The organism is Nonomuraea sp. NPDC052116, assembly GCF_040680035.1.
Lineage (GTDB): Bacteria > Actinomycetota > Actinomycetes > Streptosporangiales > Streptosporangiaceae > Nonomuraea > Nonomuraea angiospora_A.
The window spans coordinates 23036-45713 of the sequence record NZ_JBFAWA010000027.1 but is presented as its reverse complement, the minus strand read 5'-3'; the positions used below and the strand labels follow the sequence as shown (position 1 = coordinate 45713).

The following is a 22678-nucleotide window of genomic DNA, read 5'->3' as shown; positions in this document are numbered from 1 at the left end:
AAACTCCGGCTCTATGCGACGAGATCATCGCAGAATGTCGCCATCTTGTACGCCAAACGCCATCTGCCGCCCCATTTTGCCCCTGTTTCACTGCAGTTCCGACAACTTCCCCCAAGCCTGGCCGGGCGTGTCGCCCGGGCGGGTTTCCCTCCGGATGGCGCGGTCCAACGGCGCAACAACACGCGGAGCGTAACGGCACCCCGCCCAAGCGCCCCGGTCCCCCCGCACCGGCACTTGGCGCGGGGGACCGAAGGGGCACACGGGCGAGCGGCATACGGGCCGGAGCGGGACGGCGCTCGGCGCACGGGGCCGGAGGGCGCGCAACGGCGTGAGGGGCGAAGTGGCGCACCGGACCGGAGCGGCGTTCCGAGCGGGGCAGCGTTCCGAGCGGGGGCGGGGGTGCGGCGCGGGAGCGGCGTTCCGAGCGGGGGCGTACCCAGCGGGGGCTTCCCGAGCGAGGCGGGGTGCGGGGCGAGGCGGGGTGGGGTGCGAAGCGGGGTGGGGTGACGTTGGGGATAGAGGCGTGGAGTGGGGGTGGTCGTGGGGCGGGGGTGGGCGCACAATGGGCCGCGAGGAGGGGATTGTGAGCAAGCGATCACGCAGACGCCGCGCTCTTCCCAGCGGCGCACCCGCCTGGATGCCCGGGTACGGGCCCGGCGAGCCGCACTGGCCCGGCGAGAGGGATTTCCCGTTCGACGACCCATCGGAGGGTGGCGAGGGTGGGGTGCGCGAGCCGCGCAAGCCCAAGCCCGCTCCGCCGGCATTGTCGGCGGAGGCCCCGTTGCCCGAGCAGCTCCTGTACGCCCGCGACCGGACCGAGCCGCCGCCCGGTGAGGTGACCGGGGTTCTGGCTGGTCAGGATGCGTAGGACGGTCCTGTGAGGGAGGCGGTGGGGGCCGCGAGGGGGAGGGGAAATTCGTCCTTTCGGAGGGCAACATCCGCCACTCCGGGTGGGACCATCTATGGAGGGATTTATCCCAAGATGGCGTGATGTATCCCAGCAGGACGGATATCGATGTCAGACAATGAGTTCCCCCTCGTCCAGTTCATGCGCGAAGGCTTCGACCCCGTGGGCGAGCTCGGACGGATCCGGGCCGAGCATCCGGTCTTCCCCATGGAGATCCCCGGCAGCCAGACCGTCTACCTCGTCACCCGCTGGGAGGACGTACGCGGCGTCCTGAGCGACCACGAACGCCTCAGCAACGACTTCGCCGGGGTGATCGGCCTGGGCTCCAACCAGGAGGACCCGGGCGGCCTGGGGTTCCGCGACCCGCCCGAGCACACGCGGCTGCGCAAGTACCTGACGCCCGAGTTCACCATGCACCGCCTGCGCAGACTGGAGCCGCGCATCGAGGCGATGGTCGAGGAGCACCTGGACCGCATCGAGGCCAAGGGCTCCCCCGTGGACCTGGTGGAGGAGTTCGCGCTGCCGATCCCGTCGCTGGTGGTGTGCGAGCTGCTGGGCGTCCCGTACGAGGAGCGCGCCGACTTCGTGAAGATCAGCAAGGACCGGTTCGACTTCACGGCCGGGCCGGAGGCGTCGTTGCAGGCGATCAACGACGCCATGGCCTATCTGACCAACCTGGTCGCCCGGGAGCGGCAGAACCCCGGCGAGGGGCTGCTCGGCCAGCTGCTGCGCGAGCACGGTGACGAGCTCGACGACCGTACGCTCGCCAGCATGGCCGACGGGCTGCTGACCGGCGGCCACGACACCAGCACCAGCATGCTCGCCCTGGGCACCCTGTGGCTGTTGCGGAACCCCGAGGAGGCCGCCAAGGTCCGCGAGGTCGACGGCTACATCAACGACGTCGTCGAAGAGCTGCTGCGCTACATGACGGTCGTGCAGGTGGCCTTCCCCCGGTTCGCCCGCGACGATCTGGAGCTGCACGGCGTACAGATCAAGAAGGGCGAGATGGTGCTCTGCTCGCTCACCGGCGCCAACCGCGACCCCGCCCTGGGCGAGGACATGGACCAGGTGCGGCCCGGCAGGGAGACGGCGGGCTCGCACATGGCGTTCGGCCATGGCATCCACCGCTGCATCGGCGCGCCGCTGGCGCAGATGGAGATGCGCATCGCCTTCCCCGCGCTGCTGCGCCGCTTCCCGGGGCTGCACGTCGCGGGCGAGGTGCCGTTCAGGGAACTCGCCATCGTGTACGGGGTCAAAGAGCTACCCGTCGCCTGGTAGAGCGGTTACGTTCGCAATGTGAACGAGCCTGTCATCGATCTGACCACGATCAGCGCCGTCCTGTTCGACACCGACGGCGTGGTCACCGACACTGCTCGGGGGCACGCGGCCGCCTGGAAGCACGTCTTCGACGCGTTTCTGCGCGGCCACTCGACACCGTTCGACATCCGGGACGACTATCTGCGATACGTGGACGGCCGCCCGCGACTCGACGGCATCCGCACCTTCCTCGAAGCACGCGGCATCACGGTGCCCGAGGGTTCGCCCGACGACGAGCCCGGCGCGGCCACCGTGCACGGGCTCGGCCTGGCCAAGGACCAGATCTTCATGGCCCAGGTGGAGAAGTACGGGGTGGCCGCGTTCCCGTCCACGGTCTCGCTCCTGCACGAGCTGCGGCAGCGGGGCGCGCGTACGGCGGCCGTCTCCGCCAGCCTGCACGGTCGCAAGCTGGTCACGTCGGCCGGTGTGCTGCACCTGTTCGATCTGGTGGTGGACGGCAACGACGCGGCCCTGATGAACCTGCCCGGCAAGCCCGACCCCGCCCTCTTCCTGGAGGCGGCGCGCCGGCTGGCGCTGCCCGCCGTCAGAGCCGCGGTGGTGGACGCGGCGCTGCCCGGGGTGGAGGCGGGCGAGAAGGGCGGATTCGGGCTGGTCGTCGCGGTCGCCAGGGACGGGGCCGAGGCGGCGGAGCTGCGCGCGGCGGGGGCCGAGGTTGTCGTGTCCGACCTGGGCGAGCTGGCGGTCCGCGGCAGGGTCCCGCCCACGATGGCGTGACCCGGGCCAAGTCATCCCACCTCCGACCGCGTGACCCAGGCCAGGTGATCCCACACCGGGCCAGGGGATCCCGTCCCGACGGTGTGAGCGCGGGTCGGTGGGAGCGGCTCTACCCTTGACGGCGTGACCGTTCTCATCGACCCGCCCAACTGGCCCGGGCCGCGCGGCCTGATGTGGTCGCATCTGGTCAGCGACCGCTCGCTGGAGGAGTTGCACGACTTCGCCTCGCGGCTGGGGGTGCCGGAGCGGGCCTTCGACCGGGATCACTACGACGTGCCGGAGACCGTGCACGCCCGGGCGGTGGAGCTGGGGGCCGAGGCGGTCACGTCGCGCGAGCTGCTCCTGCGGCTGATCGAGTCCGGCCTGCGCCGCCGCAAGCGCCGCTGACCCGGCTCTCGTCAACAGCCGCAAGCTCCGCTGATCCGGCCCCCACGACGACCCGTCGCAAGCGCCGCAAGCGCGCGCCGGCCGGGCCCCTGCTACGACGCGCCGTGGCCCGGCGTGAGCGAGGCCAGCTCGCGTGTCATGTTCGACCGTGCCCGCTCCTCCCACAGCTCGCGGGCGCGTTCGGTCCGGTAGAGGCGCGGTACGGCCAGCAGGCGGCGCAGCACCTCGGCCCGTCCCGCCCTGAACAGGTCGTCGGGCACGTGGGCGTACTCCTGCCGGATCCGCCCCGCGTAGTCGTCGTATCCGGGCAGCCCGAGCACGGCCAGGTCGGCGTCGCACAGGACGGCGCCGTCGCGGTCCCCGTCGGCCAGCGTGTCGTGGGCGGCGGTGAGGCGTACCAGCCGGGCCACCTCGGCGACCCGTGCGGCGGGCACCCCGCACCTGGGCAGCCTGGACTGCGCGAGCTGGGCGCTGCGCTCCTCGTCCAGGCCCGGCCGCCCGTCGTAGACGGCGTCATGGAACCAGGCGGCCAGGCGCACGGCGGTCAGGTCGTCCGCCGTGGCCGCGAGCTGGGCGATCCCGGCGAGCACGACGGCCAGGTGGTCGAGGGTGTGGTAGCGGCGGTGCGGCTCGGACCAGCGGGCGATCAGCTCGGCCCCCGTGGCGACGGACGCGGGCGAGTCCCCGACGAGCACCGCCCAGCCCTCCGCGAGTACCGTCCGGTCCCCGGCGAGCGCCGCCCGGTCCCGCCCCAGCACCGCCGGGTCCCCCGCCGGAGCCGTCGAGTGGTCGATCACGGCCCCACCGTACCTTTTGGTAACGTCCAAGACATCGACGGGAACGCGAAGGAACCCCGGCGCCTGCCCCGGTGGCGGGAGCTGCGGGCCGTCGTGCCCGGCCGCCCGCGGCTGTCCAGGGCGCGGCGGGTGGCCGACGCCGCCGACATCGCCGATCTCCGGCTGCTCGCCAGGCGACGCGCCCCGCACATGGTGTTCGACTACGTGGACGGCGCGGCCGAGGGCGAGCTGTCGATGGCCAGGTCAGTGGAGGCGTTCCGGCGGGTGGAGTTCAGCCCGCGGGTCCTGCGCGACGTGTCGCAGGCCCCGACGGCGGTCGAGATCCTGGGCAGGCGGATCGCGATGCCGGTCGTGCTCGGGCCGACCGGGTTCACCCGGATGATGCACCGCGAGGGCGAGCGGGCCGTGGCCAGGGCGGCCGAGCGCGCGGGCGTCCCCTACACGCTGTCCACCATGGGCACCACGACGGCCGCCGCCGTGGCCGCCGCCGCGCCCGGCGGGTGGAACTGGTTCCAGCTGTACGTGGTCCGCGACCGCGCGCGCAACCTGGAGACGCTCGCCCTGGCCCGCGAGGCGGGCATGGACGTGCTGGTCGTGACCGTCGACGTGCCGGTGGCGGGGGCGCGGCTGCGCGACGTGCGGCACGGCCTGACGGTCCCGCCGTCCCTGCGCTGGCGCAGCGCGCTGCAGGCGCTGCGGCACCCGGCGTGGTGGTTCGACTTCCTGACCAGCGAGCCGCTGCGGTTCGCCACCGTCGAGGGCGCCCCCGACGACCTGGCCGGGCTCACGAACCTGATGTTCGACCCCTCCGTGACCATGGCCGACCTGGAGTGGATCCGCTCGGCGTGGCAGGGGCGGCTGCTGGTCAAGGGTGTGCAGCGGGTGGACGACGCCAAGGACCTGACCGCCCTCGGGGTGGACGGCCTGGTGGTGTCCAACCACGGCGGGCGGCAGCTCGACCGGGCCGCCACGCCGCTGGAGCTGCTGCCCCAGGTCGTGGCCGCCGTGGGCGATCGCACGGAGGTGTTCCTGGACGGAGGCGTCCGCAACGGGGCCGACGTCGCCGCCGCGGTCGCGCTCGGCGCGCGGGCCTGCTTCATCGGCCGGGCCTACCTGTACGGCCTGATGGCGGGCGGCGAGGCCGGGGTGCGGCGGGCGCTGGACCTGCTGCGCGCGGAGCTCGTACGCACCCTTCAGCTGCTGGGCGCCGGCGGGATCGACGGGCTCACCCCCGACATGGTGCACATCAGGGCTTGATCGAAGTCCTAAGCGATGGTGCTGACGGCCCCTTGGAACGCCGCCCCCTGGAAGAACGGCTCCAGCACCAGCGTCGCCGCGCCCAGCGCCACGGCGTCGGGGCCGAGCCGCCCCAGCACGATCGTCTCCGGCTGGAACGGCTGGGCCTGCGTGTTGGCCGCGGTCGCCGCCCTGATCTCCGTCAGCATCCGCCCGCCCAGCATGAGCCCCGCCCAGCCGCCGATGACGATGCGTTCGGGGTTGAACAGGTGGACCAGGCTCGACAGGCCCACGCCCAGCAGTTCGACGCTCTCGGCGATGACCGGGGAGCCCTCGTCGAGCAGCCGGGCCAGCGCGGCCTCCTCGTCGGCGGAGTCGGCCACGACGCCCCCGCGGTCGAGGATCGCCTCGGCCCCGAGATAAGCCTCCAGGCAGCCGCGCGCCCCGCACCGGCAGGTCCGCCCGCCCGCGACCAGCTTCAGGTGCCCGACCTCGCCGGCGGCCTTGCCCGCGCCCCGGTAGATCTGCCCGTCGGTCACGACCGTGCCCCCGACGCCCGAGCCCATCAGCACGATGATCGCGTCGCGGGTGCCCTTCCCCGACCCGAACCAGAGCTCGGCCTGCCCCATGGTCTTGGCGCCGTTGTCGACGAAGAGCGGCAGCGACGTGCCCGCCCGTAGGAGCGCTCCCAACGGCACCGCCTCCCAGCCGAACGTCTTGGCCCGCACCAGCGCGTCCGGCCCCGGCTCGACGATGCCGGGCACGCCGACGCCGACGCCGAGCACCCGTTCGGCCGGCACCTCGCTCTCGGCGATCACCGTGTCGACGCCGGCCAGGATGTGCCGGGCGACCAGCTCGGGGTCGTGCCTGGCCGAGCGGACCGCGTAGTGGGCCCTGGCGAGCTTGGTCATCTCCAGGTCGAACAGCTCGACGCTGACCTGCGTCTCCCCCACGTCCACGCCGACGGCGTACCCGTAGGCGGGGTTGACCCTGAGCACCACGCGGGGCCGGCCGCCGTCGGAGTCGACCTGGCCGGCCTCGACGACGACGTTCTCGGAGAGCAGGTCGCCGGTCATGGTGCTGACCGTGGCCGGGCTCAGCCCGGTCGCGGCCGACAGGTCGTTGCGGGTGGCCGGGCCGCCGAAGTAGAGCGCGCGCAGGAGCATCGCCCGGTTCCCCCTGCGAAGATCCCGTACGGTCCTGCGCCCTGACGTGCCCATCCTCGTCCCCGCCTCTCCCACGATCGCCTCGCCATGGTAGTTCACCAGCCGAAATCGCCATGAACCCGCTGTTACCGAAGCGTTTCCGGTCTGCTCCTGACTTTTTTCAAGGCTTAGATTATGGTCTGGCCATCCCCCCGATGAGGAGATGACTATGAGCCGAGGACTCGTGCGAGGCCCCATCGCGACGGCACTCGCGGTGGCGCTCGCGACCGGGCTGGCCGCCTGCGGCAGCGGCGGCGGCAACGGCAGCGCGGACAAGACGCTGACGTTCTGGATGTACCAGGACCGCACCCCGCAGGCCGGACAGGTCATCGAGAAGGTCCGCAAGGACTTCGAGAAGGCCAACCCCGGCGTCACGGTGAAGCTCGTCAAGATCCCCAAGGACGACTACAACACCAAGCTCGGCAGCGCCGTGGCCAGCAAGAGCGCGCCGGACGCGGGCATACTCGACCAGCCCCTGGTCTCCAAGTACGCCCTGGACGGCACGATCAAGGAGGCCCCCGCCGGCCTGATCGACGAGGCCGGCTTCTACAAGGGCGCGCTCGACACCAACCGCGCGAACGGCAAGCTCTACGGCCTCCCGCAGGACCAGACCACGGTCGCGCTCTTCTACAACAAGAAGCTGGTCCCGACCCCGCCCAAGACCTGGGACGAGCTGAAGCAGACCGCCGCCCGGGTGCACGCCGCCGACGCCAAGGTGGCCGGCATGAACGTCCCCAAGGGCGACGGGTACGGAGCCTGGATCCTCCCCGGCGTCGTGCACGGCGCGGGCGGCCAGATGGTGGACGACGCGGGCAAGAAGGTGCTGTTCGACCAGCCGCCCGCGGTGGAGGCGCTGCAGCTCTGGGTGGACCTGGTGAAGTCGTCGCCGCGCCAGATCACCGACTCGGACAAACCCTTCGAGAACGGCCTGGCCGCCATGACGATCTCCGGCCCCTGGGACGTGCCGACGATCCACGAGCAGTTCCCCGACCTCGACTTCGGCGTGGCGCCGCTGCCGTACAAGACCGAGCCGGCCGGCAACATCGGCGGCGAGGACTCCGTCGTCTTCTCCTCCAGCAAGAACGCCGACCTGGCGTGGAAGTGGCTGGCCTTCCTGGCGAACGAGACCAACAACGGCGCGGTCGCGGACGCGTTCGGCGGCTTCCCCGTCAACCTCAAGGCGCAGGTGGTCGCGGGCGGCCCCGAGCAGGCGGCCTTCCTCGAGCAGCTCAAGGTGGCGCACGCCCGGCCCGCGGTGCCGCAGTGGATCCAGGTCAACGACGAGATCATCGCCCCGGCGATCGAGTCGGCGCTGACCGGCAAGGTCACCGCGCAGCAGGCGCTGACCGAGGCGGCGGGCAAGACGCGCTCCCTGCTCGGCTGGAACGGCTGACGTGGCGGCACCCGCACTGGCGGAAGCGCAGGTGGCGACCAGATCGCGGCGGCGGCCGTCGGCCCGCCGCCGCGACCGGCTCATCGGCTGGCTCCTGGTCACCCCGGCGCTCGCCTATTTCCTGATATTCCTGCTTTATCCGGCACTGTCGGCGCTCTACTACAGCTTCACGGACTGGAACCTGCGCTCCGACGCCGCCTGGGTGGGCCTGGCGAACTACGCCGACCTGCTCTTCGACGACGTGAAATTCCCGCACTTCTGGAAGTCGGTCGGCGTCACACTGCAGTACACGCTCATCGCGGTCCCGCTGACCCTGGTCTCCGCGCTGGCGCAGGCGCTGCTGCTGAACGCGATCCGGCGCGGGGCGAACCTGTTCAGGCTGCTGCTGTTCCTGCCGGTCGTCACGGCCGAGGCGGCGGTCGGCGCTATCTGGCGCTGGCTCTACGACCCCCAGTACGGCCTGATCAACGCGGTGCTCGGCCTGTTCGGCATCCCGGGGCAGAACTGGCTCAACACCCCCGAGCTGGTCATCCCGGCGCTGGCGTTCATCGCGGCCTGGCAGTGCGGCATCTCGATGATCATCTATCTGGCCGGCCTGAAGGGCATCCCCGGCGCGATCACGGAGGCCGCGGTCATCGACGGGGCCGGCCCCTGGCAGCGCTTCTGGCGGGTGACCTTCCCGATGCTCCGGCCCACCACGTTCTACCTGCTGGTGACGGGGGTGATCGCGGCGCTGCAGGTGTTCGGCCTGGTGTACGTGATCTTCTCCGGCAACGGGCGCAGCGTCACCGGCGGCCCCGAGCAGTCGGGCCTGACGTACGTGCTCCACCTCTACCTGTTCGCCTTCCGCTACGACGCCATGGGGGCGGCCTGCGCGATGTCGTTCATCCTGCTCGTCTTCATCATGATCGTGACCGCGCTGCAGTTCAGGTTCGTCAAGCAGGAGGCGGCATGAGGAAGGCCCCCTTTTACGTGGCGCTGGTGCTGCTGGCGGCGGTGTCGGTGGTGCCGTTCCTGTGGATGCTGGCCACCTCGGTCAAGCACGGGCAGGACATCTACAGCAAGGTGCCCAACCTGCTGCCGCTCGACAAGAAGACCGGCGAGTGGGCGGCGACGCTGGACAACTACGACTACGTGCTGGACGTCGGCGGGCTCGGGAACGCGTTCGTCAACAGCGTCTGGGTGTGCGCGATCCTGGTGCCGGCCAAGCTGCTGGTGGACGCGCTGGCCGCGTACGCGTTCGCGCGGATCCCGTTCCCGGGCCGCGACAAGCTGTTCGTGATCATGCTGGGCGGCATGATGGTGCCCGCGATCACGCTGCTGGTGCCGCGCATCCACGTCACGCAGGCGCTCGGCATGTTCGACTCCGGATGGGGGCTCATCGTCCCGAACATCGCCTCCGTCCTGGACATCTTCCTGCTGCGGCAGTTCTTCCTGTCGATCCCGGCCGAGCTGGAGGAGGCCGCGCTCATCGACGGCGCGGGCCGCATGCAGATCTTCTGGCGGATCGTGCTGCCGCTGTCGAAGCCGGTACTGGCGGTCGTGACCATCACCAGCTTCCTGTTCCACTGGAACGACCTGGTCTGGCCGCTGGTCGTCACCAACGACCCCGAGCTGTACACGCTGCCGCTGGCATTGCAGCAGCTCGTCGCCAGCCCCGACGGCGGGCGGGCGTACTACATCATGGCCGGCGCCACGCTCGCCGTCCTGCCGGTGATCGCGGTGCTGATCGTCTTCCAGCGCCGCATCCTGCAGGGCATCGCGTTCACCGGTCTCAAAGCCTGAGGAGGACAAGGGTGCTCATCGACGGCCGGGTGCTGGTCACCGCCGACTACCCCTACTACCGCGACGACCCGGCCGTCTGGGCCGACCGGCTGCGGGCCGTGCGGGACGAGCTCGGGATCGAGGTGGTCACCTGCTACCTGCCCTGGCGGCACCACCAGCCGGAGCCGGGCCTGGCCCCCGACTTCACCGGGGCCACCCACCCGGCCAGGAACGTCGTCGGCTTCCTCGCGCTCTGCGCGGAGCTGGGGCTGCGGGTGATCGCCAAGCCGGGCCCGTTCATCCACGCCGAGGTGGGCTACGGCGGGCTGCCCGACTGGGTCGACCCGGACGCGGACCCGTCGATCGAGCCACTGCTCGACGCCGAGGGAAAACCGTCCCTCTGGGGGGACGGCTCCGTCTCCCGGCCGCTGCCCGCGCCGCTCGGCGCCGCGTTCCTGACCAGGGCCACGCAGTGGCTGTCGGCCGTGGGCAAGGAGGTGCTGGCCGGCGCGGCTTCGGTGATCGCGCTGCAGATCGCGAACGAGGGCGTCTACACCAGCGGGGCGCTGCCGCTGACCGCCTACGACTACAGCCCGTCCGGGCTGGCGTTCTACCGGGACCGGCTGCGGTCCTGGTACGGGACGCCGGAGGCGTACAACGCGGCGCACGCGACGGCGCACGCGGACTGGGCCGAGGTCGAGCCGCCGCCCAGGGCCGGCGGGCTGCTCGCGCGGGCCGACTGGGGCCGCTTCCACGCCGAGTACCTGGCCGAGGTCTACCGCGTCTGGGCCCAGGCCGTCGGCTCCGGCCTGCCCGTCTTCGTGAACCTGAACCCGCCGACCGTCCCCGAGCTGGACGACTGGCTGGCCAGGGTCAGGCCGCGGCTGTGGGGCGGCATCTCGTACGGCTTCACCAACTGGATGGGCGTGGTGTCGGCCGACCGCGACGCCCAGGCCCGCTACGTGATCGCCGCCAAGCTCGCCCCCGGCCCGAACCTGGAGGAGAACTGGGGCTTCTCCCGCCTCTACGACCCCGCCTACATCGACGGCGCGACCAGCTTCCACCAGTCGCTGCTGGCCATGGCGGCGGGCGCGACCGGGTTCAACGTCTACACCGGGGTCTCCACCTCGGGCTGGGCGCCGGAGCTCGACGCTGCCCATGAGGGGCCGTACCCGGACTGCGCCCCGATCGACGCGGACGGCTCACCCACCGGCAAGGCGCCGGTGGTGCGGGCGCTGGCGGACTTCTTCGCCGCGCACGGGGCGGAGTTCCTGGAGTGCGCGGGAACGGCGCGCGACGCGTTCGGCCTCTACCTGCCGTACGCCGGGATCGCGGCACTTTCGGGTGCCGACGGACCGGGTTGCGGACGGGCGCTGCGGGCCTTCCACGAGCGGATGCGCGAGCGCGGCCTGGACTACGCGCTGGTCGACCTGGAGGACACGACGGCCGGGGAGCTGGGCGCGTACCGGTCCGTGACCGTGCCCGGCGGCCCGTTCATGCACCGGAGCGTGCAGCGGCTGCTCGCCGATTACGCCGCCGCCGGCGGCCGGGTGCTGGTGGACGGGCCCGTCCCCGCGCTGGACGAGGATCTCGCGCCGTGCGCCCTGCTCACGCCGTCCGCGCCTCCCGCCGACGAAGACGGCTCCCTCGTCCTGTACGGCGCCGCCGACGCCTTCCTGCGCAGCCATCCGGACCGGGACGTCCACTACCTGATCGTGCTCGTCCAGGCCGGAAACCGGGGCCCGATCGGGGTGCGGACGCCGTACGGGACCGTCGAGATCGCCGCCGCGGACGGCGGCGCGGCCGTGCTGCGGCTGACCGGCGGCGGGCTGGGCGATCTGGTGGTGAAGGGCGTCAACGGCTACCTGTCGTCGGCGGTCGCGGCGCGCGTGTCCCTCAACGGCGAGAGCGTCGTCACGGCGGGCCCCGGCGACCTGATCATGATCGCCGGAGTCTGACCAATGCCCGGCATTTATTGACAGAACGGACAGGTATTTCGCCGCCTCGGCTGCCGCTCTGCTCCTTCACACGGGGACGACGTTCCCACCGGAAAGGAGATCGGAATGGCAACCGGAGAATTCCAGGTGATGAAAGTACCGGCCGAGCAACTCGCCGGCGTTCTCCACGGCCAGGTTGTCGATCCCGGCGCGCAACCCACGAACGTCGTGCACCGTAACGAGGGCTGGACCGTGGACGTGAGCTGGGAGGTCGCCGGCGAGCTCATCGACTGGCTGGCGGGCCGCTGGAACTTGGAGATCATCGCCGACCTGCTGGGCGGCGGTGAGACCAGGCACCCCTCACCTCCTGTCGAACTGACCTTCACGCCTGGCTCGGGCAGATACACCGCCTCCGTCCCGATGCGGGGTCAGCTCTCCCCCGGCACCTATGACCTGGTGGTCAACCTCACCACCACGACCGCCGCCGGCACCGCGGGGGCGCTCGGCGGGTTCGTGGTGATCAGCAAGATTGTGGTCAAGGAATGAGGGCCGCCCCGGGCGGCCCGCCCGGGGCGGCCGTGGACGGAGCCGCCATGTCTCTGGTGCTCAACCCCGTGTGGTGGGATCAAGGCCGGCCGGGTCCCGTGGCGATGGGCGCGCTGATCGCCACCGACCGCCTGCTGTCCTACGTGACGAACGAGGAGACGGTCTTCACCCTGGCCCGCGCCGACATCCGGGCGAGCTGGCGGCCTCTGCGCGTCGATCTCACCTGCGCCGGACGCCGCTTCCGGCTGCGCTTCCTGCCGCCGGGGGCCTTGATGCGGCCGACCGGCGTCCTGCAAGCCCGCCGTAAGTCACGCGCCCTACGCTCCTGGCTGGCGGCCACGGGGGAAAGACCGGCCGCCTGACGTATCTGACGCCGCTGGAGACGCTCTTATCTCCTCGAGGCGAACTAACGGGAGACCCCATGTCCGACACTCCGATGACCGCGGACGACGTGCTGCGCATCGCCGCTTACAAGGACCGGAGCCCGGCACTCGAAGCGATGGTCATCGCCTACAGCTACCACCGCGTCGCCGGGGACCTCGCCCAGCACCTGGGCAAGGACGCGAACAACTGGTACTGCTACGCCACCTGGACCTCCAAGGCCGTCGGAGAGAGCCTCGACCTCAGCCCCGACTCCCCGTTCATCCTGGACTTCGGTCGCAAGATGCGGGTGCCCCAGCGGTTCAGGAGGGTGTTCAGGGCGGTCCTGCTCACCCTGCTCGGGCCCAGCTACCAGCTCGGGCTCGCGCTCGCCAACCGGGCCATCTTCCTGGAGACCGCCAGCCTCGCGGTCAACCTGTGGAACGATTCGCCCGACCGTTTCCTCAGGGTCAGCCCGGAGTCGGATCTGACGCCGAGCCCGCCGGCGTTCCTGACGGACCTGCTGGCCGAGGCCGACCCCCGCTACCTGAAGGACGCCGCGCAGCTCCTGGTCGAGGCCAAGCAGACCGCCGACCCCGAGGCCCGCGCCGAGCTGATGTTCGGCGCCTGCGTGGCGCTGTCCGCCTACGAGCAGGCCCGCGCGCAGAAGGCCCTCGAGCTGGTGCTCTACCGGCCGGTCCGGTGGCTGACGCGGGTGTCGTGGCGGTCACTGCGCTCGCTGGTGACCCGGCGCCGCTTCCCGAGGTTCCGCCTGTACGCCGCCCGGCACGAGGACCAGCCGTGGCTGACGCGCTGGCTGGAGGGGAAGTGGTCCTCGCTCTACACCCGCCACCTGTTCGCCGTGCAGACGCCGCTCAGCGACATCAAGGTGGGCCGGCCGCTCACCGCGCCGGAAGGCGTGGACATGGAGCGGGTCTGGGCGCCCATCCAGAACGAGAAGGTCCGCAAGCTGGCCGAGGAGTTCATCACGGCCGACCAGGAGGCGTCCACGGCCGGGGTGGCCGACTGGGTGTCCTACCGCGACCGCATGCGCTTCATCGTCAGCTACTTCCGCGTCTACCAGCACGTGGGCGCCCTCTACGACCTGCCCTTCGCCAAGGACGTGGCCGACGGCCTCGCCCGGGAGATGGCGCACGGGCTGGTGCCGCAGGCCGTCAACATGATGCTCGCCCGGGGCGGGCGCAAGGTCTACGAGTATCCGGCGGAGAGCGACCCGGACGCGTTCGAGATGGCGCACTTCGACTTCGAGCCGTTCCTGGAGGCGATCCAGCTCGACCCGTCGGCGAAGTGAGTCAGTCGAGGAAGTCCCTGGTGATCTCGCGGGCTTGCAGGAGCCCGCGAAGCTTCGCGAACGTGCGGGCTCGGGTGGGCCCGATGCTCCCGACCGGCCTGCCCAGCCTGCGCGCCACGTCCACGTAGTGCGGCTCGGAGGTTTCCGTGAGCGCTCTGAACAGGACCCGCTGCGCGGCCGGCAGCTCCTCGACGAGCTCGTCGAGCGTGCCGGCCAGCCAGATCCTGGCCAGCTCCCTGTCCACGTCGTCCGTGCTGCCCAGCGTGTCGAGGTCAGGGGTGCAGATCTCCTTCGTCCGCTTGGTGAGCTTCAGGCACTCGCGGAAGGCGATGGTGGCCAGCCAGCCCGCCATGCGCTGGCCGTCCTCCACGCTCCTGAGGTTCTGCCAGGCCAGCAGCCAGGTCGTCTGGAGCACGTCCTGGGCGTCCTCGTGGCTGAGCCTGAACCGGCGGACGCGGGCCTTGAGCATGGGGCTGAACTCTTCGATCAGCCGCTCCCACGCCATGGCGTCGCCGTCCTGGGCGGCCGAGACGAGGGTGGCGGTATCGGGTCTTTCGATGGTGTCCAGGTACATGTCGATCTCCCTGCCGGGCCGGGCACTCGGGGGGTCGCCATTACCGCCCGGCATCCCAACGGTGCGCCGAGTGATCGTCAGGGGCTGTCTCGCGCGTGACAGTCACGATGTGTTCCTCATCACAATCGGGACATCCAGGACCGTCGGCTGTTCGTGCGCGGGATGCGGCTTAAAGTTCTTGCATGAGCGGGTTCCCGAGCGATGTCCAGCCGGTGGCCTCCGTGCTGGCGGAGATCCCGCTGTTCCGCGTACTCGGAGAGAGCGGCATCGAGAACACGGCGCGGGCCGGGATGGCGAGGCGCTACCGGGCCGGCCAGATCATCATCCACCAGGGGGATCCGGGAGAGTCCCTCTACGTGGTGCTGGACGGCCTGGTGAAGGTGGTGTTCACGACCGAGCACGGCGACGAGATCGTGCTCAACATGCTGAGCCGCGGCGACACCTTCGGCGAGCTGGCGCTGCTGGACAACTCACCGCGCTCGGCGTCGATCGTGACGGTGCGCCCCGCCTGGGTGTTCGCGCTGCCCAGGGCACGGCTCCTGGAGCTGATGCGGGAGCATCCGGGGCTGGCCGACGAGTTCCTGCGCATGCTCGGCCACATGGTGCGCAGGCTCACCGACCAGGCGGCCGACCTGGCCTTCCTCGACCTGGGCGGGCGGCTGGCAAAGCTGCTGCTGCAACTGGCCGACAAGCACGGCCACGACGACGGGGTGGTGGACCTGCCCGGGTTGACCCAGTCCGACCTCGCCGCGCTCATCGGCGCGTCGCGGCCGGCGGTCAACCGGGCGCTGCAGTCCCTCGTGGCGAGAAACCTCATCGCCGTCAAAGGCCGGGCGATCACGCTGCTGGACGTCGCCGCCCTGCGGAAACGGGGCGGCCTCTGACCGAATCTGGAGTACGGGGTAGATGAACGATCACGAACGCTGGCCTGAAGAGAGATTCCGCCAGCTGCGACAGCAGGCGGACCCGGACATCGACAAGGTCGTGGCCGAATACCTGGACGCCCAGCCCGCCGGAAGCGGGCCCCTGGAGCTGGTGAAGGCGGTGATCCAGGAGCTGGCGGCGGCCAAGCGGGAGGCCAGGGCGCCGTCGGGCGAGCCGCCCGCCTCCGCGATCTTCGCGGCCATCGACTTCGCCGCGGACCTGCCCGACTGGGGCGACGACCGCGAGCTGCTGGCCAGGGGTCAGGCCGTCTTCGCCGACTACGGGCTCTACCAGTCGGCCGCGCTCTTCTGCAAGTGCCTGCCCATGGCGTACGTGGAGGTGTCCAGCGCGAAGGTGCTGGCCAACGTGTCCCGGCTGGCCACGCACAGCCTCACCCGCCGGGTGGCCGAGACCGGGCAGATGCTGGTCGACGTGATGGGCCTGAAGGCCACCAACAGCCTGGAGCCCGGCCGCCCCGGGCACACCACGGCGCTCGGCCTGCGGATCCTGCACTCCTTCGTCCGCGCCCTGGTCAACGAGCGTTTCGCTGACCACTGGGACACCGCGCGGTTCGGCCCCCCGGTCAACCAGGAGCTCCTGCTGGCCACCATCTTCGACTTCTCTGTGGTGACATGGGAGGCTCTGGAGAGTATGGGCGTGACGCTCTCCGCGGAGCAGCGTGCGGCCCACCTCTACACGTGGAGCGTGTTCGGCCATCTCATGGGCGTGGAGGCCTGCCGCGACCGGCCTCTCACGCTCGAGGACGTCGAACCGGTCAGCGAACGCCTGGGCCGCCTGTACGAGTCCAGCGACGAGGGCCGCCGGCTGATGGCCAGGCTGCTGGAGGAGATGGAGGAGTTCATGCACCTGGGGTGGCGCAAGCTGCCGCGCAGCCTGGTGCACTGGGTCTTCCGCGACGCCAAGTACGGCGCCGACCGGGTGCCCGAGCTGCTGGGCGTGCCCAAGCCCGCCTGGTGGTTCACCGCGCTGTTCGCGGCCGGCCGGGCGGCGAACCGGCACGCGGCGCTGGCCGGGCCGGTGGACGGCGTCGTCCGCTGGCTGGTGCGCAGGCTCGGGCGGCAGATCGTGGTCGCCCTGATCGACCGCAACTCCGACGGGCAGGCGGCCTTCCGAATCCCCGGGGACCTGGCCGGCGCCTGGCGGATCAAGCAGTCCCGCTCCGCCGTGAAGACGCGCGAGATCCGCCGCACGGTCCGCCGGAAGGTGCGCGCGCCCGCGCGGAGACTGAAGGAGCGGCCCACATGACCGCTCCCCACCCGCCCGGCACGCTGACCACGGCGACCATCCTGTTCACCGACGTGGTCAGCTCCACCGCCATGCGGATCAGGCTGGGCGAGGAACGCGCCAACGTGGTCTTCCGCCGCCTCTACCAGCTGCTGCGCTCCGTGGTGACGGCCAGCGGCTCGACGTTCACCAAGAGCCTGGGCGACGGGCTGATGGCCGTCTTCGACTCGGCCACGGCCGGGCTCGACGCGGTCATCGCGGTGCAGCAGGCGGTGGCCGACGAGAACGAGCGCGCCCCGGACAAGATCTCCATCAGGGCCGCGCTCGCCGCCGGCGACGTGTGCTGGGGTCACGACGACGTCAGCGGGCTGCCGACCGTCGAGGCGGCCCGGCTGGTCGCCATCGCGGAGGGCGGCCAGGTGCTCTGCACCGACCTGGTGCGGCGGCTGGCGCAGGGGCGCAGCCGGCACGAGTTCAAGGACCTGGGGCGGCTGCCGGGCAAGGGGCTGCGGGAGCCGCTGCACACGTACGAGCTGCACTGGCAGAGCGCCGACCACCACCAGGTCGCCGGGCTGGCCCCCTGGCTGGAGGACGGTCACGTGCTGCCGTTCGTCGGGCGGGACGAGCAGTTGCGGACGCTCGACGGGGAGCTGGCGGCGGCCGAGTTCGGCAGCGGGCTGGTGATCCTCCAGGGCGACTCGGGGGTCGGCAAGACCCGGCTGGCCTCGGAGGTGGCCCGGCGGGCGCTCAAGCGGCAGTTCACGGTGCTGGCCGGGCGGTGCACGGATCCGGCGCGGCGGGCGTACGAGCCGATCGCCGGGGCGGTGGAGCGGCTGGCCCGCACCTCGCCCGCGCTGCTGCTGCGCGCCGGGGTCGACCAGCAGTGCGGCCAGCTCGTCCGCCTGGCGCCCTCGCTGGCCGCTCCCCCGCTGTCGCTGGAGGTGCCGCCGGCCACCGAGCCCGTGTCCGAGCGCTATCAGCTGATGGCGGCGGCCCGCACGCTGATCGAGCGCCTGACCACCGTGCGGCCGGTGCTGCTGGTGATCGACGACCTGCAATGGGCGACGCTGGAGTCGCTGCAGATGCTCAACGCCCTCATGTGGGACGCCGAGGCCCTGCCGCTGCTGGTCCTGGCCACCTCGCGGCCCCTGCCTGTCGGCTCGCCCGCCGAGTCGGCCCTGCCGGAGCTGCACAAGCTGACGGCCGACAGCCGCACGATCGAGGTGCCCTCCTTCGGGCTGGACGAGGTCTCCCACGCGCTGGCGGAGGTGCGCGGCGGCGGCGACTCCGAGCTGCTGCACCGGATCACCGGCGGCAACGCGTTCCTGGTCAGCGAGGTGGTCAGGGAGCTGGCCGCGGGCAAGGAGCTCGACGGGCTGACCGTGCCCGACTCGGTGACGCGGATGGTCATGGCCCGGCTCTCGCAGCTCCACCCGGACGCCAGAGACCTGGTCAACCTGCTGGCCGTCGGCGAGCGCATGGAGTCGGCCGAGCTGCGGGCGGGGCTGGGGCTCGACGAGGCCCGGTTCGTGGCCGCGGTGGAGGAGGCCATGGGCGCCGGCCTGGTGACCATGTCGGACGGCGGGTCCTGCCGGTTCTCCCACGAGCTGACCAGGACCGCCCTCTACGCCAAGCTGTCCGCGCCGCGGGCGGGGCTGCTGCACGGCAAGGTCGCCGACGCGCTGTGCCGGACCGACCCGCACGCCATGGAGACCCGGCCGTACGTCGTGGCGACCCACCTGCTGGCCGCCGCCGGGCACGGCCGCGACCCGGTCCGGGTCAGCGCGGCGGCGGACGCGGCCGTGCACGCCGCGCAGCACGCGCTGGCCGGGCTGGCGCACCGCGAGGCGGTCACCTGGTACCAGCGGGTGCTCGACCTGCTGGCGGACTTCCCCGGCGCCACGCTGGAGCGGCGCGCGGAGCTGCTGGTGGAGTGCGGCCGGGCCATGTGGCTGGCCGGCGACCCCGACGCCAGGCAGACCCTCGTGCGGGCGGCCGACCTGGCCAGGCAGTGCGAGCGCTCCGACCTGATCGTGATCGCGGCGCTGGGCGGCGACCGGGGCTTCTCCACCATCTCGGCGGCGCCCGACCAGCAGCGCATCGCGCTGCTGACCGAGGCGCGCAAGCTGGTCGACTCCACCGACCTGAGCACCCGGGCGCTGCTGGCGGCCCAGCTCGCCTCCGAGCTCATCTGGGCGCCCGACGGCGAGCGGCGCTTCGCGCTGAGCGACGAGGCCGTGGCCCTGGCCCGCAAGTCGGGCGATCCGCGCACGCTCGCCAGCGTGCTGGGGCAGCGCAGCCTGACGATCATCCCCGCCGACCCGCTGCACCAGCGCCACCGCGACGGCGACGAGATGCTGGAGGCGGCCCGCCGCACGGGCGACGACCTGGCGCTGTTCCACGCGTACGTGCAGCGCACTCCCCCGGTGCTCGACGGCGGCGACGTGACCAGGGCCGCGATGCTGCTCGGCGAGGCCGACGAGCTGGCGCGCCGGCTGGCCCAGCCGCACCTCAACTGGCTGATCGGCTACTCCAGGGCCGGCCTGACGCTGATGCAGGGCGACCTGGCGCAGGCCGAGTCGGAGGCGCAGGCGGCTCTGCGGCTGGGCTCGGAGATCGGCCGCCGCCTGGAGGCCGTGGCCATCTACTCGTCGCAGATCGCCGAGATCCGGCGGCTGCAGGGGCGGCTGTGGGAGCTGCGCGACCGCTATCGCCGTGCCGCCCAGGCGCCGCGCGTCGACCCGGTGCACGCGATCCTGCGGTACCTGTGCGAGATGGCCGACGAGGCGGCCGCGCCCCTGCTCGACCGCATCCTGGCCGACGGCGGCGCCACGCCGCCCCGCAACATGGCCCACCGGCCCGCCCTGGACAACCTCGCCGTGGCCGCCTCCCGCCTGGGGCGGGCGGAGCTGGCCGAGCAGCTGTACGGCTCGCTGGCCGCCGACGGGCAGACGTTCGGCCACGGCGCGGTGGCCCACCACTGCGGGCACCACTACCTGGCGCACCTGTGCATCGCGACGGGCTCACCGCAGCGGGCGGCCGAGCACTTCGAGGCCGCGGCCGAGATGCACGAGCGGCGGGGGGTGCCGCTCATGCTGGCGGAGTCGCTGCTCGACTGGGCCGACCTGCTGGACGGTGGCGAGGTGAGCGGGCCGAAGCCGGCCGACCTGCGCAAGTGGTGCGCCTCGCTGCTGCCGGGCCGCGGCGCGATCCTGCTGGAGCGGCGGCTGCACTGACCCCTTCCGACGGGATCAGCGCAGGTAGGAGGCGCCGTTGAGGTCGAGCACGGCGCCGCTGGCCCACTCGGCGGCCGGGGAGGCCAGGTAGACGACGGCCGCCGCGATCTCCTCCGGCCGCGCCACCCGCCCGAACGGGCTCTGCGCCCGGATCGCGTCTCCCCCGGGCCCCGTGAGGAACTCGGTCGTCATGTCCGTCTCGACGAAGCCGGGCGCCACGGCCGCCACCGCGATCCCGCGCGGGGCGAGCGCGACGGCCAGCGACTGGCCCAGCGCGTTCAGCCCCGCCTTGCTCGCCCCGTAGGCGGGGCTGTCGGGCTCGCCGCGGAAGGCGCCGCGCGAGGAGACGTTGATCACGCGGCCGCCGGCAGGCATGTGCTGGACGGCGCACCAGATGACGTTGGCCGTCCCCACCAGATTGATGTCGAGCGTGCGCCGCCAGGCGCTCTGCCACTCCTCGTACGACAGCTCCGTGAGGGGATGGTGGAAGTAGGTGGCGGCGTTGTTGACCAGCACGTCGATACCGCCCAGGGCGTCGGCCGCCGCGTCCACCATGCCGCGCACCGCCTCGGGATCGGCCAGGTCGCCCCGCACGATCGTGTGCCCCTGGCCGGGCAGCTCCGCCAGCAGGTCCTGCGCCTCCTTCGCGGAGTCCCGGTGATGGATCGCGACCCGGTCGCCCTGCGCGGCGAAGGCCGCCGCGACCGCCCGCCCGATACCCCTCGACGCACCTGTGACAAGAACTCCACGCCCGCTCATGTCGCCGCACGCTAGCAGGTGTCCGCTCAGAGGCGGCGTTCGGGCTCGCGGGCCGGTGGCGCCCACAGGGGCGGGGCGGCGGCGGGGCCGGCGGGCAGGCTGACGGTGAAGGTGGCGCCGGCGCCCGGGCGGCCGTCCGCGGTGATGGTGCCGTGGTGGCCCTCCACCACCTCCCGTACGAGCGCCAGCCCCAGCCCGAAGCCGCCCCCCACGAACCGGGCGAAAAGGCGTTCGGTGTGCGCCGGGTCGAAGCCCACCCCGTCGTCGCGCACGGTCAGCCGGACCAGGTCGCGATCCCGGGTCAGGGTCACCCAGATGTGGCCGCCCGCGCGCGTGTGACCCAGCGCGTTGTCCAGCAGGGCCGAGACCACGCGGCGCAGCGCGGACTCGACTCCGCGCACCACGTGATCGCCCGGCCCCTCGCACCGGACCTCGATCGTCACCCCCTCGGCCGCCGCGCGGGCGCCCTCGGCCACGGCCAGCTCGGAGGCCAGCATCGCGAGGTCGACGGGCGCGAACGGGCGGCGCGACTGCTGGAACCGGGCCGACTGGAGCAGGTCCTCGACCACCTCGCCCAGCTGCCTGGTGCCGGTCACGAGCTGGTCCACCTCGTCGATGAGCAGGATCGGGTCCGTGCCGCCCCGCAGCCGGCGGGACAGGAGCTGGGCGCGGGTGTGCAGGCGGGTCAGCGGGCTGCGCAGCTCGTGGCTGACGTCGGCGGCGAAGCGGCGCTGGCGCGCCAGGGCCTCGCCGAGCGGCGCGATGGCGCGGCGGGAGATGACCTGGCCCACCAGCAGCGCGGCCAGCAGGCCGCCGATCTCCGCGCCGCCGAGCGTGCGCAGCAGGCGTTGCCGTTCGGCGTCCTGGTAGCGCAGGTCCAGCGCCGCCTGGAAGGTGTCGTCGCCGCGCCGCTGGGTGCGGATGAGGTACGCGTGCCCGTCCACCCGGACCTCCTCGACCCTGGGCGGCAGCCCGGCGGCGACCTGGTCCATGGGCGCGCGTACCGGCAGGGCCTGCGGCGCGCCCGGGGAGCTCGCCACGGTGCCGTCGGACCGCAGCAGGTAGAGCCAGACGCAGGGAGGAGGGTGGGCGATGGGGGCGCGCTGCACGGCGGCGGTCAGGTCGCGCCGGGCGGAGTCGGCCTGCTGGTGCAGCATGACGCAGTAGACCAGCACTCCGGCCAGGGCCAGGACCAGGGAGATCGCGCCGGCCACCTGCGCGGTGAGGCGCCGGCGGGCCCGCTTCAGCAGCCGCCGCTCGAGCGCCGATCCCGGCCCCGCCGGGCTCATAACTCACCCAGGCGGTAGCCCACGCCCCGCACGGTGTACACGACCCCGGATCCCAGCTTGTTGCGCAGGTAGTAGACGTACGTGTCCACGATCGATTCCTTCTTGGCGCCGTCGAAGACCCGCTGCCGGAGCGACGTGCGGGTGTGCACCTGCCGCGGGCGCGCCGCCAGGGCGCTGAGCAGCCGGCACTCCTGCCCCGACAGCTCGACCTGCTCCCCGCTGGGCAGCCGGACGATGTGCGACTCGGAGTCCAGCCAGCCCGCGCCGAGCGGCAGCAGCGTGGCCTGGTCGAGGTTCCTGCGGTGCAGGGCCCGCACCCTGGCCAGCAGCTCGTCGATCTCGAACGGCTTGACCAGGTAGTCCTCCGCGCCCGCGTCCAGCCCGGCGACCCGGTCGGCGACCGAGCCGAAGGCGGTCAGCACCAGCACGGGGGTGGTGACCGCCTGCCGTCGCAGCCGCCGCATGAGGTCGATGCCGTCCAGCGACGGCAGGCCGCGATCGATGATCAGCACGTCGTACGAGCGGCTCAGCCCCAGATGCAGCCCGCGCTGCCCCTCCAGAGCCAGATCGACCGTGTACCCCTCCTCGGTGAACAGGTCGACGAGCATGCGCCCCAGTTCGCGGTCATCCTCGATGACCAGCAGCCGACGGGCTGTACCCGGTGTTCCAGCCACCAGACCACGGTTACACCACGCCCAGGCGGATTACCAGGTCCACTCGGGCATTGGTTGATCGAGAACCAGGCGCACCACGGT

General features: G+C 72.2%; 21 protein-coding genes. 15 read left to right on the top strand and 6 right to left on the bottom strand.

Annotation, left to right across the window (positions count from 1 at the left end; all coding sequences use genetic code 11):
- Window positions 1-583 precede the first annotated feature (583 nt).
- The 4 genes from AB0L65_RS41055 to AB0L65_RS41040 all read left to right on the top strand — a co-directional run bounded on the left by AB0L65_RS41055 (window position 584) and on the right by AB0L65_RS41040 (window position 3346).
- On the top strand, window positions 584-868 hold the full coding sequence (locus tag AB0L65_RS41055; RefSeq protein WP_364257377.1) for a hypothetical protein: 285 nt from the start codon (window positions 584-586) through the stop codon (window positions 866-868).
- 147 nt (window positions 869-1015) lie between these two features.
- Window positions 1016-2185, top strand: coding sequence for a cytochrome P450 (locus tag AB0L65_RS41050; protein WP_364257374.1), 1170 nt, complete (start codon window positions 1016-1018; stop codon window positions 2183-2185).
- 18 nt (window positions 2186-2203) lie between these two features.
- Complete coding sequence (locus AB0L65_RS41045; RefSeq protein WP_350727146.1) at window positions 2204-2959, top strand: HAD family hydrolase; 756 nt, start codon at window positions 2204-2206, stop codon at window positions 2957-2959.
- Window positions 2960-3082: 123 nt separating this feature from the next.
- Entirely contained in the window at window positions 3083-3346 is a 264-nt protein-coding gene (locus AB0L65_RS41040) for a DUF4031 domain-containing protein (protein WP_350727145.1), read from the top strand.
- A gap of 92 nt (window positions 3347-3438) precedes the next feature.
- On the opposite strand, the gene AB0L65_RS41035 is transcribed toward AB0L65_RS41040, so the two are convergent.
- Complete coding sequence (locus AB0L65_RS41035) at window positions 3439-4041, bottom strand: metal-dependent phosphohydrolase (RefSeq protein WP_364257623.1); 603 nt, start codon at window positions 4039-4041, stop codon at window positions 3439-3441.
- Between the two features lie 90 nt (window positions 4042-4131).
- Between AB0L65_RS41035 and AB0L65_RS41030 the strand changes: the two genes are divergently transcribed.
- Entirely contained in the window at window positions 4132-5400 is a 1269-nt protein-coding gene (locus tag AB0L65_RS41030; RefSeq protein WP_364257371.1) for an alpha-hydroxy acid oxidase, read from the top strand.
- An 8-nt stretch (window positions 5401-5408) separates the two neighbouring features.
- Here AB0L65_RS41030 and AB0L65_RS41025 read toward each other — a convergent pair whose 3' ends face one another.
- Window positions 5409-6644 (bottom strand): ROK family protein, encoded by a 1236-nt coding sequence (locus AB0L65_RS41025; RefSeq protein ID WP_364257368.1) that lies wholly within the window; start codon window positions 6642-6644, stop codon window positions 5409-5411.
- A gap of 109 nt (window positions 6645-6753) precedes the next feature.
- Between AB0L65_RS41025 and AB0L65_RS41020 the strand changes: the two genes are divergently transcribed.
- From AB0L65_RS41020 to AB0L65_RS40990, 7 genes are all read left to right on the top strand, one after another.
- Window positions 6754-7977 carry an ABC transporter substrate-binding protein gene (locus tag AB0L65_RS41020; RefSeq protein WP_364257365.1) on the top strand — a complete coding sequence of 408 codons (1224 nt, stop codon included), beginning with the start codon at window positions 6754-6756 and terminating at the stop codon, window positions 7975-7977.
- 31 nt (window positions 7978-8008) lie between these two features.
- Entirely contained in the window at window positions 8009-8932 is a 924-nt protein-coding gene (locus AB0L65_RS41015; RefSeq protein WP_363972164.1) for a sugar ABC transporter permease, read from the top strand.
- On the top strand, window positions 8929-9762 hold the full coding sequence (locus AB0L65_RS41010) for a carbohydrate ABC transporter permease (protein WP_364257362.1): 834 nt from the start codon (window positions 8929-8931) through the stop codon (window positions 9760-9762). The genes AB0L65_RS41015 and AB0L65_RS41010 overlap by 4 nt, the downstream gene beginning before the upstream one ends.
- A gap of 11 nt (window positions 9763-9773) precedes the next feature.
- The gene (locus AB0L65_RS41005) at window positions 9774-11699 is read left to right on the top strand and encodes a beta-galactosidase (RefSeq protein ID WP_364257359.1); all 1926 of its coding nucleotides are present in this window, start codon (window positions 9774-9776) and stop codon (window positions 11697-11699) included.
- 105 nt (window positions 11700-11804) lie between these two features.
- A complete protein-coding gene (locus AB0L65_RS41000; RefSeq protein WP_192785862.1) occupies window positions 11805-12224 on the top strand; it encodes a hypothetical protein in 420 nt (139 codons plus the stop codon).
- Window positions 12221-12586 carry a hypothetical protein gene (locus AB0L65_RS40995; protein WP_364257356.1) on the top strand — a complete coding sequence of 122 codons (366 nt, stop codon included), beginning with the start codon at window positions 12221-12223 and terminating at the stop codon, window positions 12584-12586. Before AB0L65_RS41000 ends, AB0L65_RS40995 begins: the two co-directional genes overlap by 4 nt.
- A gap of 59 nt (window positions 12587-12645) precedes the next feature.
- Window positions 12646-13896 (top strand): hypothetical protein, encoded by a 1251-nt coding sequence (locus tag AB0L65_RS40990; RefSeq protein ID WP_364257353.1) that lies wholly within the window; start codon window positions 12646-12648, stop codon window positions 13894-13896.
- A gap of 1 nt (window position 13897) precedes the next feature.
- Here AB0L65_RS40990 and AB0L65_RS40985 read toward each other — a convergent pair whose 3' ends face one another.
- On the bottom strand, window positions 13898-14470 hold the full coding sequence (locus AB0L65_RS40985; protein WP_350727135.1) for an RNA polymerase sigma factor: 573 nt from the start codon (window positions 14468-14470) through the stop codon (window positions 13898-13900).
- A 182-nt stretch (window positions 14471-14652) separates the two neighbouring features.
- Between AB0L65_RS40985 and AB0L65_RS40980 the strand changes: the two genes are divergently transcribed.
- Genes AB0L65_RS40980 through AB0L65_RS40970 form a run of 3 tightly spaced genes read left to right on the top strand, consistent with a single transcriptional unit; the run spans window position 14653 to window position 19875 of the window.
- Window positions 14653-15354, top strand: coding sequence for a Crp/Fnr family transcriptional regulator (locus tag AB0L65_RS40980; RefSeq protein WP_357749650.1), 702 nt, complete (start codon window positions 14653-14655; stop codon window positions 15352-15354).
- Between the two features lie 22 nt (window positions 15355-15376).
- Window positions 15377-16660 carry an oxygenase MpaB family protein gene (locus tag AB0L65_RS40975; protein ID WP_364257350.1) on the top strand — a complete coding sequence of 428 codons (1284 nt, stop codon included), beginning with the start codon at window positions 15377-15379 and terminating at the stop codon, window positions 16658-16660.
- Window positions 16657-19875, top strand: coding sequence for an AAA family ATPase (locus AB0L65_RS40970; RefSeq protein ID WP_364257347.1), 3219 nt, complete (start codon window positions 16657-16659; stop codon window positions 19873-19875). Before AB0L65_RS40975 ends, AB0L65_RS40970 begins: the two co-directional genes overlap by 4 nt.
- Before the next feature lie 15 nt (window positions 19876-19890).
- On the opposite strand, the gene AB0L65_RS40965 is transcribed toward AB0L65_RS40970, so the two are convergent.
- Genes AB0L65_RS40965 through AB0L65_RS40955 form a run of 3 tightly spaced genes read right to left on the bottom strand, consistent with a single transcriptional unit; the run spans window position 19891 to window position 22597 of the window.
- The gene (locus AB0L65_RS40965) at window positions 19891-20634 is read right to left on the bottom strand and encodes an SDR family oxidoreductase (RefSeq protein WP_364257344.1); all 744 of its coding nucleotides are present in this window, start codon (window positions 20632-20634) and stop codon (window positions 19891-19893) included.
- 26 nt (window positions 20635-20660) lie between these two features.
- Complete coding sequence (locus AB0L65_RS40960) at window positions 20661-21923, bottom strand: HAMP domain-containing sensor histidine kinase (RefSeq protein WP_364257341.1); 1263 nt, start codon at window positions 21921-21923, stop codon at window positions 20661-20663.
- Window positions 21920-22597, bottom strand: coding sequence for a response regulator transcription factor (locus tag AB0L65_RS40955; RefSeq protein ID WP_364257338.1), 678 nt, complete (start codon window positions 22595-22597; stop codon window positions 21920-21922). Before AB0L65_RS40955 ends, AB0L65_RS40960 begins: the two co-directional genes overlap by 4 nt.
- Between the last annotated feature and the right edge of the window lie 81 nt (window positions 22598-22678).